Raw genomic sequence first — 13,412 nt, forward strand, 5'->3', positions numbered from 1 at the left:
AACTCCTGAAAATCATTTGTTCAGGAGTTTTTTTATTCGAAATGTAATGAAAAGTCAAAAAGACTATCTGAGGGGCTTTGTTATTTAATTTGATCAGAGGGAAGTCCATGAAAACATTAGATTAAATCAATGTTATACTCTGTTAAAAACTTTTTTACAAGAATAAATATTATTAATTTTGACCTAGTTTTTTTACATGAAAAGGGAATTACTGTTTTTATTTTTTCTGCTCAGCTTTTTGGGGTATTCGCAATCAAAAATTAAGGTTGTGGATGACGCCAGTCAAAAACCTGTTTTTAATGCCAAAGTGTCGTGTGACAATGCAATCATCGGATATACCAATGAACAAGGGATTCTTGAATTCAAAACAGGATGCAAGAATATTGATATTGATGCCGATTCTTACCAGAAAGAAAACATTACCGTAGAAAGTAGTATGGAGGTTTCTTTGCTCAAAAAAACATCAGCTACTACTAATATTGAAGCCGTAGTCATTGAAGATAAAAGTGACCCGCGAGCGTTGGAAATTCTTAGAAAAGTAAATAAATTATTTAACGAAAATTCTCCAAAAAGCTTAGGCTCTTATTCCTACAAATCCTACGAAAAAATATCTTTGGATATTGATGAAGACAGTCTTTCTCAGTTTAATCAGTATTTCAATGATCTCAATATTTTCAAGAAAAAAAGAGAAAAAGACTCTCTGAATAACATCACTGCAAGAAAAATATTTTCAAAAAGCAAGCTCTTCCTTTGGGAAAGGGCTCAGGAATTTTTATACTCCAAAAAATATGGGGAAAAGATCAATATTCTGGATAACAGAATCTCCGGTCTTAAGCAGCCCATCTACGAAATGATCGCTCTTCAGCAGAGTAACAGAGATGTTGTTCCGGAACAGTTGAAGCCAGAAAACAGAGGATTGTACAGATTTTTCCTTTCAGACACCGTTACTCTGGACGGGAGAAAAAACTTTGTGATCCGTTTCCGCGAAGTGAATTACAAAAAGCTGGACAGAAAACGTAAGTATAATGGTGCTATTTATGTAGATACTGAAACTTACGGAGTCAAAAAAATTGAAAATTTCAGTAAAAATAAAAACGAAGGAATTATCACCAGTACCTGGGTATTTTACAATAACAAATGGTTCCTTGCCCATGAGAAAACCAAGCTTAAAATGGGTAAAATGGCCATGGATGACAAAGTACATTCTGATGATAAGAAAGACAAAAAAAGCTTTGGCACCTATGCTTTCCTCACTTCAAAATATTTTGATTTCGAAGCTCCTATTGAAGAGAACCCCAAAGACTTCAAAGGCTACACTTTCTCTGTAAAAAATATTGACGGGCATTCTTTGGATCAATACAGAACAGAACCTCTTACCGACAGGGAAAAAAATACCTATAAAACGATCGACAGCTTAGGTAAAAAATATAAAATTGATACCAAAGCACAGATTTTATCGGGATTACTGAACGGACAGATCAGAGTAGGATCTGTAGACTTTGCCGTAGATGAAGTTGTCAATTATAACTCCTATGAAGGTTTCAGATTAGGTTTAAAAGCCAAGCTGAATGAAAATTTCAACCCTTATTTTTCACCAGATTACTACTTTGCCTATGGGGTGAAGGACAGAAAATGGAAATATGGAATGGGGCTTGACATGAAAACCACACTGGAAAAAAACTCAATTTTCAGATTTGAGGTGTATGATGATGTAACAGCCTCTGGGGAATTCAACCGCAAGTTTTGGAATTTCAAAATGAGAACGATGAACTTTGGAAATAATCTAAACAATGACAAGTATTTTCATTTTAAAGGAATGTCATTATCTTATCTGAACGATGTCACAAACGGTCTTACCCTTGCCCTTGCTGTAAGAAGAAATACAGAACAAGCAGAGTTTGATTATCAGTTCAGAGACAGAGGAACTTCCTATCGAAATTTCAACACGCTTTTCACATTAAAATATTCTCCGAATTCTACCAATATTATGACTCCACAGGGAAAGTCTCTGATTGACCAGAGATATCCTGAGCTTTATTTCAATTATGAGCAGAGCTACAAAATGCTTCAGGGAGACTTTAGTTATTCCCGTTTTGATGCCCTGTTTGTACATAATTTCAAAACACCAATCGGGACTACCGGTTTCAGACTGTATGGAGGGGCTGTTCTGGGTGGAGCGCCTATTTGGAAGAATTTTACGATGAACGGACTGGCTTCTCCGGGTAAAGACTTTAATTTTAACCTTACTTCTTACCTCGGATTTGCAACACTTGAAGGTGGAAAATATTATAATGACAGGTTCATCGCTTACTATTTCACACACAAACTGCCTTGGTATCTTAAAAGTTTCGGGCACAATATTTCCAGTTTTGATTTCGTCTTAAGAGGAACGATCGGAGATATGAAACATCCGGAATACCATCAGTTTAAGTTCAGAAAACTGGATCACCTGTATCAGGAAGTAGGTTTGGAATGGAACAATTTCCTTTCCAGTTATTTCAATTTAGGTTTATTCTATAGAGTGGGTTATTACGCCACACCACATTTCAGAGAAAATTTTGCCATCCAGTTTAAGCTTAAGTTTCTTGAGTTTTAATACTCTTTACAATACAAAATCTTTATTTTTGAATGAAAATTCAGAAATATTCAACGATAATATATAAAAAAGAACATGCAGAAAATCGAAATCAAAGCAGAACAGTTTTTTGAATTATTAAAATTAAAAGACACTCCGATGTGGGAAATCTTCTCACAGATGATCGATGGAAATGAAAAGGAAATCATCTTTTTAGACAATGAAGACAAGATCCTTTTTACTTATATTTTACCTTCTACGAAAGAAAAACTGGAAGAAGACAGAAAAGAATTTTCAAAACAGTTTTCAGAGAAATTAGCTAACTTCAATTAAGAATTTCCATGAATAAAAACTACGTTTTTTCTTTGTTGAGCCTTTTCCTGTTTACTATTGGAAATGCTCAGAGCTATAAAAAACCATTGGTTTCCGCCATCAAAGAATCTGATCTTCGTACCGATATGTACCAGCTTGCTGCAGATCAGTTCTTGGGACGTGAAGCAGGAACGCTGGATGAATTAAAAGTTTCTATGTGGCTGGCAGACAAAGCCAAAGAAGCAGGAATGAAACCAGCCGGAGATAACGAAACCTTTTTCCAGTTTTTTGATATATACAGACATCAGGTAATTCCACAAAGCAGTCTGAAAATTGGAGATACCAGTCTGAAACTATGGAAAGATTTTCTTGTGGCTGAACCTGTCAATGCTTCTGTAGATGCTGAAATAGTATACGCAGGAAATGCAGAGCCCGAAGATCTTGCCAAACTGAATATCAAAGGAAAAGTTCTTGCAGTAAACGCTTCTGACAAAAATATCTCAAAAGATATGACCCTTTTTGTAAGAAGGTATCCTGGATTTGTAAGGAATAAATATTACGATAAAGCTTTTCAACTGGGAGCAAAAGCCATTATTTTCATTACCGATGATACCTCTGAAAAAAGCTGGGTAGAAGTACTGCCTCAAATGACAAGAGGAAGCTATGGCGTAGAAGGATTAAGAGAAAAAATCACAAATAATATTCCTGTTTTATGGATCAAAAGAGAAAATGCAGGCTGGGTAAAAAACAATCCTAAAACGTCTCTGAACCTGATCACTGAAACCTACAAATACCCATCAGTGAATATTATCGGGAAAATAGAAGGTACAGATCCTGTTCTTAAAAACGAATATGTTTTGCTAAGCGGACACCAGGATCATGACGGTATCAGACATCCAGTAAAGAACGACACGATCTACAACGGTGCTGATGATAATGCTAGTACCTGTGTTGCGATGTTGGCTATGGCCAGAGCTTACAAAAAACAGCCGGGAAAAAGAAGTATTCTTTTCGTTTTCCATGGGGCTGAAGAAAGAGGTTTGTTGGGTTCAAGATGGCATGCAGCTCACCCTGTAGTTCCGAAAGAGAAAATTGTAGCCGTTCTAAATGGTGATATGATCGGAAGAAATGACAATAATGAAGCTGCTTTATTAGGAGGAAATGCTCCACACAAAAATTCTGAAGAGCTTGTAAAAATGGCTGAAGATGCCAATAATGAAAGTACAAAATTCAAATATCTGAAAGATTGGGATTCTCCAAGCCATGCAGAGTATTTCTACTTCAGAAGTGATCATCTTCCGTATGCTAAAATCGGAATTCCTGCTATATTCTTTACCAGCGTATTGCATGATCAGTACCATACTCCGCAGGATGAATCTGAAAATATCAATTACAAAAAGCTGTATAAAATGACCGAATGGATGTACAGAACATCCTGGAAAGTTGCTAATGAAACAGAACGTCCGAAAGTAATTTCGAATTTTTCGTTGGAAAGATAATTGATATAAATAATTATACTTCTTTTGTCTTGAAACAAAAGAAACAAAAATTCAAGACTTAGAAACTTCAGTTAAAAATGAAATCTGTTCTCTAAAAACTCTAAACTCGTGCGGAAACAGTCTATGTTTAGAATCACTAGTTGCCCCGCACTCAAACAATAGAGTTTTTTTAACGTTCACAGAATTCATTTTCTTAACGCTTCAGGTTCTTATGTCATTTGATATTGTCGAAAAACAAAGAGCTTCACAGATTGTGAAGCTCTTTTCATCATTGTGTTTTTAGAATCTGTCTTTAAATACGAAATAATTTAATATTGGATATGATTATATGATTGGGAAACATTAAGATAAATTCAGGATTTAAGGAAAGTTAAGAAGCGGCTTGCTTAATAAATACCGAAGATATTTCTCCTTCATTATTCTTAAAAACTTAATCGATCTTAATGGTTCAAAAAAAAAATTTTATTTAATCATATTTCTTTTGTCTTGAAACAAAAGAAACAAAAATTCAAGACTTAGAAACTTCAGCTAAAAATGAAATCTGTTCTCTAAAAACTCTAAACTCGTGCGAAAACAGTCTATGTTTAGAATCACAAGTCGCCCCGCACTCAAACAATAGAGTCTTTTTAACGTTCACAGAATTCATTTTCTTAACGCTTCAGCTTCTTATGTCGTTTTTAATGTCATAAAAAAATCTCTTTTTTAGTCTAAATTCTTTTAAATAAGCAAATTCATCAGAGAAGGATCATTGTTCAGATAGTTAACAAAGAAATCATACTGCTTCATCTTATCGATTAAAGGTGTGAAGTCTTTGTTTTGCTTCAGAGCAATTCCCACAACTGCAATTCCTTTTTCTTTTGAGTTTTTTTGAGTGTATTCAAAGTAGGTAATATCATCATCGGGGCCTAATACATCCATTACAAAAGCCTTCAATGCTCCCGGACGCTGGGGAAATCTGACCAGAAAATAATGCTTTAATCCAGCATGAAGCAATGCCTTTTCCTTGATTTCTTCCATACGGGTAATATCATTATTGCTTCCGCTGATGATACACACTACGTTTTTCCCTTTTATTTCTTCTCTGTATCTGTCCAAAGCTGCTACTGAAAGTGCTCCCGCCGGTTCTACTACAATAGCATCTTTGTTGTACAATGACAAGATGGTTTCACAGACCAGTCCTTCATCTACCGTAGCCATATCGTAAAGGATATTTTTACAGCATTCGAAAGTGAGGTCTCCTACTTGTTGTACTGCTGCTCCGTCTACAAAACGGCTTATCTTTTCGAGAAGAACAGGTTGTCCTTTTTCAAGGGCCTTTTTCATACTTGCCGCTGCGGAGGGTTCTACACCAATAATTTTTGTATGTGGAGACAGATGCTGAAATACGGAACAAATTCCTGCGGCCAACCCACCACCACCTATCGGAACAAAAAGATAATCTACCATACCTTCTGACTGTTCCAGAATCTCCAACCCTGTTGTCGCCTGCCCTTCAATAATAGCAGGGTCATCAAAAGGGTGAATAAATGCGCTGTTATGATCTTCACAAAACCTCAGCGCAGCATCTTTAGCCGCATCGAAAGTATCTCCGAACAAAATAACATCGATGTATTCTCCCCCGAACATTTTCACCTGCTCAAGCTTTTGTCCGGGTGTAGGCAATGGCATGAAAATAGTTCCTTTGACCTTCATTGTCTTACATGCAAAAGCAACGCCTTGAGCATGATTTCCGGCACTGGCACAAACAACCCCTTTTGAAAGTTCTTCCTCAGACATGGTGGCCATCTTATTATAGGCTCCTCGTATTTTATAGGATCTTACCCTTTGAAGGTCTTCTCTTTTAAAATAAATATTCGACTCATAAATAGCTGACAAATTATTATTGACAGCCAAAGGTGTTTTTACCACTACATTTTTTAATCGTTCCTCCGCTTTATAGACATTCTCTAAAACGGAGGAACTTATTTCCTCTTTCATCATCTGTTCAGTAATTAATTGTTTTCGGGTCTCAGGCTGCGCACCGTCTTACCTGCTTTCCACATTTCGCTTTCTCTAAGCTCAGTAAGTTCTAGCTCTAATTTTTCACGATAATCCGGTTTGCTGTTGCTGTCGATAGAACGTTGTGCTTCGTTTCCTTTGGCTACGTTATCATACAATTCTTCAAACAAAGGCGAAGTAGCATCTCTGAAACGTTTCCACCAGTCTAAAGCTCCTCTTTGAGCAGTTGTACTGCAGTTGGCATACATCCAGTCCATTCCGTTTTCTGCTACTAAAGGCATTAGTGACTGAGTTAGTTCTTCTACGGTTTCGTTAAAAGCTTCGGAAGGGCTGTGTCCATTTTTTCTTAATACATCATACTGAGCGGCAAATATTCCCTGTACAGCTCCCATCAATGTTCCACGTTCTCCGGCAAGATCACTGTATACTTCTTTTTTAAAGTCGGTTTCAAAAAGATATCCGCTTCCTATCGCGATACCTAATGCGGTTACTCTTTCTCTGGCTTTTCCTGTAGCGTCCTGATAAACGGCAAAACTGCTGTTCAGTCCTCTGTCCTGCAAAAACATTCTTCTTAATGATGTTCCCGAACCTTTTGGGGCAACCAAAAATACATCTACATCGGGTGGAGGGACAATTCCTGTACGCTCGCTGAACGTGATTCCGAAACCATGAGAGAAATACAATGCTTTTCCTGGGGTAAGATGTTGTTTTACTTTCGGCCAGTATTCAATCTGTGCGGCATCACTCAGAAGATAGCAGATAATAGTTCCTTTTTCTAATGCTTCTTCGATTTCGAATAAGGTTTCTCCCGGCACAAATCCGTCTGCTACTGCTTTATCCCATGATTTGGAGTTCTTTCTCTGTCCTACAATTACGTTAATTCCGTTATCTTTCTGGTTCAAAGCCTGTCCCGGCCCCTGTACTCCATACCCGATCACTGCTACCACTTCATCTTTTAATACTTCCTGAGCTTTATCCAACGGAAATTCTTCTCTAGTTACTACGTTCTCTTCTACTCCTCCAAAATTCAATTTTGCCATTTTTTTTGATTTTATTTATTATTGATTTGATTATGATGTTTAATTTTTGTGCTTAGCTAGCATATTCTATTGCAGTCAGGTATGGAGTTCTGTGATAATGTACTTCCAGAACATCTACCTGCTTTTCCATTTGTCTGCTGATCTTCTGAACAGAATCTTCTGTTTCTCTGATTACGATGACAAACTTTTTTACTTTTTCTATTTCTGAAGGACCTACATTGAAGGTTACCATAGAAATTCTTCTTCTTGAAAATATAGCATTGATGCGGCTGATCAATCCTAAATAATCTTCTGTGTACGCCGTAATGGTGTATTCTTTATGATCTGTTTTCATCTTTTTTATTTTAAGCTTTATTATTTAATACAATCTCCGAAACACTTTTTCCCTGAGGAATCATCGGAAATACATTATGTTCTTTTCCTGTCATCACTTCAAGGAGGAAAGATCCCTTGTGATCAAGCATTTCACGGAGTGCCCATTTCAGGTCTTCCCTATCTGATACTTTCTTTCCTGAGATATTATATCCCTTTGCTACCTGAACAAAATCAGGGCTTTGGATATCTACTGAGGAATATCTTTCTTCGTGAAACAACTCCTGCCATTGCCTTACCATTCCCAGATAGCAATTATTCAGGATTAAAATCTTTACTTCCGGATGATACTGCATGATGGTTCCCAGTTCCTGAATATTCATCTGAGCTCCACCATCACCCATTACGGCAATAACAGGGTAATTGGTTTCTGCATAAGACGCTCCTATTGCTGCGGGAAGACAGAATCCCATTGTCCCTAAACCTCCACTTGTTACATTGGTTCGGGAATGTTTGAATTGCGAATAGCGGCATGTTGCCATCTGATGCTGTCCTACATCCGTTACAATAACCGCTTCACCTTTTGTCATCTCATTCAGGTAACGGATAACTTCTCCCATGGTAATTTCGCCTTCTTCGGGGTAAAGCTCTGTATTGATCAACTTGATACTTTCAACTTCATGACATTTTTTAAATCTTTCATGCCAATGACGATGTTCTTTTTTTGCAATCCTTTCCGTAATGAGAGGAAGGGTATGTTTACAGTTCCCAAGAACCGGAACATCTACTTTTACATTTTTATTGATCTCTGCGTTGTCAATATCCAGGTGAATAATTCTGGCCTGTTTTGCATACTGATCCAGTCTTCCGGTCACACGGTCATCGAATCTCATTCCGACAGCAACTAAAACATCGCATTCGTTGGTTAATATATTCGGGCCATAATTTCCGTGCATTCCTACCATTCCTACTGCTTGTGGGTGATTAGTCGGGATGGCACTCATTCCTAAGACAGTCCACGCTACCGGAATTCCTGATTTTTCTGCAAACTGTAAAAATTCTTTTTCAGCTTTCCCCAGCATAATCCCCTGCCCTGCGATGATGAATGGCTTTTCTGCATTATTGATCAGCTGTACTGCTTTTTCAATATTCTCCAGACATGGATCAGGATCCGGCTTATAACTCCTCAATGAATTGCATGGCGAATATCCTTTATAAGCAACAGACTGCAGCTGAGCATTTTTGGTCACATCAATTAATACAGGACCCGGACGACCGGATTTTGCAATGTAAAATGCTTTTGCTAACACTTCGGGAAGCTCATTGGCATCGGTCACCTGATAATTCCATTTGGTAACCGGACTTGTAACGTTCATTACATCTATTTCCTGAAAGGCATCAGTTCCTAAAAGGTGTTCAAAAACCTGTCCTGTGATACATACCAAAGGGGTATTATCCAATAGCGCATCTGCTAAACCTGTTACAAGATTAGTTGCCCCGGGACCACTGGTAGCCAATACAACCCCGACATCTCCAGAGACTCTTGCCAATCCTTGAGCTGCATGTACTGCTGCCTGCTCGTGGCGTACCAATATATGTTTCAGGTTTTCCTTATAGTCATAAAGGGCATCATAAATAGGGATAATAGCACCTCCCGGATATCCGAAAACGGTTTTCACCCCTTCCTGAAGAAAGGCTTCAAGAATGATCCGGCTTCCGCTCAGTTGTATTTCTGTTGATATATTCAGGTTTTCCATATTTTTTATTGAGTGATTTCGTCTGTTACACAGCCTTCTGCCGCTGATGATACTGTTAATGCATATTTATAAAGCAATCCTTTCTGTACTTTAAGGGCTGGTTTTTGCCATCCTTTCTTTCTTCTTTCTATTTCTTCTTCTGAAACTTTAAGCTGTATGGTGTTGTTTACGGCATCAATTTCAATCAGGTCATTATCGTTTACAAAGGCAATCAGACCTCCTTCGTGTGCTTCGGGAGTAATATGTCCTACTACAAAACCATGAGTTCCTCCGCTGAATCTTCCATCTGTAATTAAAGCAACACTACTTCCCAGTCCGGCTCCTATCAGTGCGCTGGTGGGTTTCAGCATTTCTGGCATTCCGGGAGCACCTTTCGGACCTTCGTGGCGGATAACAATGACATCGCCGTGCTGTACAGTTCCATCCTGAATTCCTCTGATCAGATTTTTTTCACCATCAAACACACGGGCTTTTCCTACGAAACGTTCGCCTTCTTTTCCTGTGATCTTGGCTACGCTTCCTTTTTCCGCAAGATTTCCGTATAGTATTCTCAGGTGTCCTGTAGCTTTTACAGGTTCTGACAAAGGTTTTATAATTTTCTGAGTATTAAAATCCAAATCGGGAACATGTTCTAAATTTTCAGCTAATGTTTTACCGGTTACTGTTAAGCAATCACCGTGTAATAATCCCTGGTTTAAAAGGTATTTCATTACGGATGGTATTCCTCCATGCTCGTACAAATCCTGCATCAGATATTTTCCGCTTGGCTTCAGGTCTGCCAATACTGGTGTTTTGTCACTCATCATCTGAAAATCATCCTGAGTAAGCGGTACTCCTACACTTTTTGCCATCGCTATAAAATGCAGGACAGCATTGGTACTTCCTCCAAGAATAACAATCATACGAAGGGCATTTTCGAAAGCTTTACGGGTCATGATATCTGAAGGTTTAATGTCTTTTTCCAATAATACTTTCAGATATTTTCCTGCTTCAAGACATTCTTCCTGTTTTTCTTTGCTTAAAGCCGGATTGGAAGAAGAATATGGAAGACTCATTCCTAATGCTTCGATAGCAGAAGCCATTGTATTGGCCGTATACATTCCGCCACATGCACCTGCTCCTGGACAGGAATTTTTCACAACTCCATCAAAATCTTCTTCAGTGATTTCTCCTGCAATCTTTTTCCCCAACGCTTCAAAAGCAGAAACGATGTTAAGCTGTTCTCCTTTGTAGCAGCCGGGAGCAATTGTTCCTCCGTACACCATGATGGATGGTCTGTTTAATCTCCCCATTGCAATGATGGTTCCCGGCATATTTTTGTCGCAGCCTGGCAATGCGATCAATCCGTCATAGTATTGTGCTCCGCAGATGGCTTCGATACTGTCTGCAATTACGTCACGGCTTACCAAGGAATAGCGCATTCCATCTGTTCCGTTGCTCATTCCATCACTTACTCCGATAGTGTTAAAAATCAATCCGGCTAATCCATGATTCCATGTTCCCTTTTTTACTACCTGAGCCAGATCATTCAAATGCATATTACAGGTGTTTCCGTCATAGCCCATACTGGCAATTCCGACCTGAGCCTTGTGCATATCTTCTTCTGTAAATCCTATCCCGTACAACATTGCCTTGGCTGCGGGTTGCTCACTGTTCTGCGTGAATGTTTTTGAATATTTATTTAACATATTTTTCCTACATTTTCTATTCTTTTCCTCTTCTTAAAATGGAGTTCTTTACTAAATTTTGACCCAAAACTACATTTTGTAATATTCTTTTCATTTTCGGTTTTCCTAAAATCTACAATATTCAACGATTAAGAAAACAGAATCATTTAACTGATAATCAAACGTTTAAATCTTAAAAATTTACAATGACAGAACTCTTACTAATTTCAAATATGCTTGTTGTACTCTCCCGCTTGCCGTGTCTTCCCAGTTTTTGGTAAAGGGAACATCATCAAGCGAATTCAAGGCAACAATTTCAGCTGCCGTACCACAGAAAAAGCCTGCATCTGCACCTCTCATTTCTTCCGGTTTGAAAAAGGTTTCTTTTACCGGGATATCAAGCTTTTCGCAGATCTCCATAACCGTTTGTCTTGTAATTCCCGGAAGGATGCTTCCTTTGCCCGGAGTATATAAAACTCCATCTTTCTCATAGAAAACATTGGCACCTGAGCTCTCGGCAACGTTTCCATTTTCATCCAGAACCAGCGCTTCATCATACCCTTTGTCTTTAGCATCCTGACACGCCAGTATTGAGTTTACATAATGCCCTCCTACTTTGGCTTCAACCTTGAATGCTTTAGGATTAGGACGTTGAAAAGGGGAAGTCATGATTTTCATTTTATCTGCCAGATAGCCATTATTCCATTCCCAGGCAAGAAGTGAAAGGTAAGATTTTTGTCCTTTTGAAAGTGACATATTGGGTGAGCATGTGACCAACGGACGGATATAAGCATCTGTGAAACCGTTGCGCTCCAAAAGCTCGTAAGTAAGATCTGTAAGCTGTTCTACAGAATAATCGAAAGGAATATGCATCAGTTCTGCTGATCTTTTCAATCTTTCATAATGTTCTTTTGCTTTGAAGACTTTCGTTCCGTGATCTGTACTGTAGGATTTAATTCCTTCAAAAACAGAGTAACCATAGTGAAGTGATTGTCCATACAGATCTGTTCCTGCATCTTTCGCTTTCATAAATTTTCCGTCAAAGTAGATGGTTGTGTCGTCGTTGTAATACATGTTATAAGGTTTAAAAAAATTAAAAAGGGAATAAAAAAAGCCCTCTCACGTTGTGAGAGGGCTCAATATATGTACAGTCATACACTTTCCTTCTCACAGACGCAAGGGAATAATAATGACGATAATAATTACTGATAATAACTGATACATACTCTTGTACTTTAAAAATTAAAACAAAAAAAAAACCGTTTCATAATTTGAAACGGTTTTATATATAATTTAAATTAAAATCTATTTAAAATGCCGTTTCCTTACTGTTGCTAATGACAACAGCGATAATAGAAATGACAATAATATTTTTCTGATTCGTAAAATTCATACTGCAAATGTATAAACTTTTTAATTACTCACAAGTTTTTTTCATACTTTTTATTTTTTTCGTAAAAAATGAGTCAATGTTTCCTTTGCTGAAGCCACATCATGAACTCTTATAATTTTTGCCCCCTGCTCCAAAACTTCTCTATGAAGTTTCTGTGTTTCCTCATTGATATCCAGAGGTGATTTCCCGAGGGGTTTGTAGATAAATGACTTCCTCGAAATACCTATCAAAAGAGGAAATTTTCCGAATCCGAGGTATTCAACTTCATGGATCATTTTCATCTGATCTTCTACTGTTTTTCCGAAACCAAAACCGGGATCAAGAATGATATCATTCACTCCTTTTTCTAACAGTTCTTTTGTTTTTTGGGAAAAATATTGATTCACTTCCAGTGTAATATCTTCGAATTTTATTTTATCATGCATGGTTTCGTAGGAAGGATTTACATGCATGAGAATGTAAGGAAGTTTCGTTTCAGCAGCGGTATCAAACATTTTGGAATCATACTGACCGCCTGAGATATCATTGATCAGATCAATTCCTTCATTGAATCCAAATTTTACAGTTTCTGCATAAAAAGTATCAAGAGAAATCAAAGATTCCGGGAATTCTTTTTTGATCAAAGAAATAAGATTTCCAATTCTCTTTATTTCTTCTTCGGCGCTTAAAAATTCTGCATTGGGACGTGTAGACTGGGGACCGATATCTAATATTTCCGCTCCATCTTTCAATAGTTTTTCAGCATGTTTCAATGCTGATTTTTCATTATTGAATTTCCCACCGTCAGAGAAAGAATCCGGGGTCATATTGAGGATTCCCATAATCTTTGGAGTGTCCAGTTGTACTAAACGACCGTTAC

General features: G+C 37.7%; 10 protein-coding genes. 3 read left to right on the plus strand and 7 right to left on the minus strand.

Annotated elements, in window-relative coordinates; all coding sequences use genetic code 11:
* The first annotated feature begins 268 nt into the window (after positions 1-268).
* From ACM6F9_RS17335 to ACM6F9_RS17345, 3 genes are all read left to right on the plus strand, one after another.
* Positions 269-2,596 carry a hypothetical protein gene (locus tag ACM6F9_RS17335; RefSeq protein WP_414846873.1) on the plus strand — a complete coding sequence of 776 codons (2,328 nt, stop codon included), beginning with the start codon at positions 269-271 and terminating at the stop codon, positions 2,594-2,596.
* Positions 2,597-2,671: 75 nt separating this feature from the next.
* Positions 2,672-2,908 (plus strand): hypothetical protein, encoded by a 237-nt coding sequence (locus tag ACM6F9_RS17340; protein ID WP_047381259.1) that lies wholly within the window; start codon positions 2,672-2,674, stop codon positions 2,906-2,908.
* An 8-nt stretch (positions 2,909-2,916) separates the two neighbouring features.
* On the plus strand, positions 2,917-4,386 hold the full coding sequence (locus tag ACM6F9_RS17345; RefSeq protein WP_414846874.1) for a M20/M25/M40 family metallo-hydrolase: 1,470 nt from the start codon (positions 2,917-2,919) through the stop codon (positions 4,384-4,386).
* Positions 4,387-5,103: 717 nt separating this feature from the next.
* On the opposite strand, the gene ilvA is transcribed toward ACM6F9_RS17345, so the two are convergent.
* From ilvA to folP, 7 genes are all read right to left on the minus strand, one after another.
* Positions 5,104-6,366, minus strand: a complete 1,263-nt coding sequence (gene ilvA, locus ACM6F9_RS17350; protein WP_414846875.1) for a threonine ammonia-lyase — start codon at positions 6,364-6,366, stop codon at positions 5,104-5,106.
* An 11-nt stretch (positions 6,367-6,377) separates the two neighbouring features.
* Positions 6,378-7,424, minus strand: a complete 1,047-nt coding sequence (ilvC, locus tag ACM6F9_RS17355; protein WP_414846876.1) for a ketol-acid reductoisomerase — start codon at positions 7,422-7,424, stop codon at positions 6,378-6,380.
* Between the two features lie 52 nt (positions 7,425-7,476).
* A complete protein-coding gene (locus tag ACM6F9_RS17360; protein ID WP_414846877.1) occupies positions 7,477-7,758 on the minus strand; it encodes a hypothetical protein in 282 nt (93 codons plus the stop codon).
* 10 nt (positions 7,759-7,768) lie between these two features.
* The gene (ilvB, locus tag ACM6F9_RS17365) at positions 7,769-9,493 is read right to left on the minus strand and encodes a biosynthetic-type acetolactate synthase large subunit (RefSeq protein ID WP_414846878.1); all 1,725 of its coding nucleotides are present in this window, start codon (positions 9,491-9,493) and stop codon (positions 7,769-7,771) included.
* A 5-nt stretch (positions 9,494-9,498) separates the two neighbouring features.
* Positions 9,499-11,181 (minus strand): dihydroxy-acid dehydratase, encoded by a 1,683-nt coding sequence (ilvD, locus tag ACM6F9_RS17370; protein WP_414846879.1) that lies wholly within the window; start codon positions 11,179-11,181, stop codon positions 9,499-9,501.
* Between the two features lie 180 nt (positions 11,182-11,361).
* The gene (ilvE, locus tag ACM6F9_RS17375; RefSeq protein WP_414846880.1) at positions 11,362-12,234 is read right to left on the minus strand and encodes a branched-chain-amino-acid transaminase; all 873 of its coding nucleotides are present in this window, start codon (positions 12,232-12,234) and stop codon (positions 11,362-11,364) included.
* 369 nt (positions 12,235-12,603) lie between these two features.
* Complete coding sequence (gene folP / locus ACM6F9_RS17380; protein WP_414847162.1) at positions 12,604-13,374, minus strand: dihydropteroate synthase; 771 nt, start codon at positions 13,372-13,374, stop codon at positions 12,604-12,606.
* Positions 13,375-13,412: the final 38 nt, after the last annotated feature.

The organism is Chryseobacterium sp. IT-36CA2 (genome assembly GCF_949767875.1).
Classification (GTDB): Bacteria; Bacteroidota; Bacteroidia; order Flavobacteriales; family Weeksellaceae; genus Chryseobacterium.

Bases quoted from the DNA above. Each gene is read 5' to 3' on its own strand.
- ilvE (WP_414846880.1), bottom strand. From the start codon at position 12,234: ATGTATTACAACGACGACACAACCATCTACTTTGACGGAAAATTTATG.
- ilvC (WP_414846876.1), bottom strand. From the start codon at position 7,424: ATGGCAAAATTGAATTTTGGAGGAGTAGAAGAGAACGTAGTAACTAGA.
- ACM6F9_RS17340 (WP_047381259.1), top strand. From the start codon at position 2,672: ATGCAGAAAATCGAAATCAAAGCAGAACAGTTTTTTGAATTATTAAAA.
- ilvB (WP_414846878.1), bottom strand. From the start codon at position 9,493: ATGGAAAACCTGAATATATCAACAGAAATACAACTGAGCGGAAGCCGG.
- ACM6F9_RS17360 (WP_414846877.1), bottom strand. From the start codon at position 7,758: ATGAAAACAGATCATAAAGAATACACCATTACGGCGTACACAGAAGAT.
- ACM6F9_RS17345 (WP_414846874.1), top strand. From the start codon at position 2,917: ATGAATAAAAACTACGTTTTTTCTTTGTTGAGCCTTTTCCTGTTTACT.
- folP (WP_414847162.1), bottom strand. From the start codon at position 13,374: ATGGGAATCCTCAATATGACCCCGGATTCTTTCTCTGACGGTGGGAAA.
- ilvA (WP_414846875.1), bottom strand. From the start codon at position 6,366: ATGATGAAAGAGGAAATAAGTTCCTCCGTTTTAGAGAATGTCTATAAA.
- ilvD (WP_414846879.1), bottom strand. From the start codon at position 11,181: ATGTTAAATAAATATTCAAAAACATTCACGCAGAACAGTGAGCAACCC.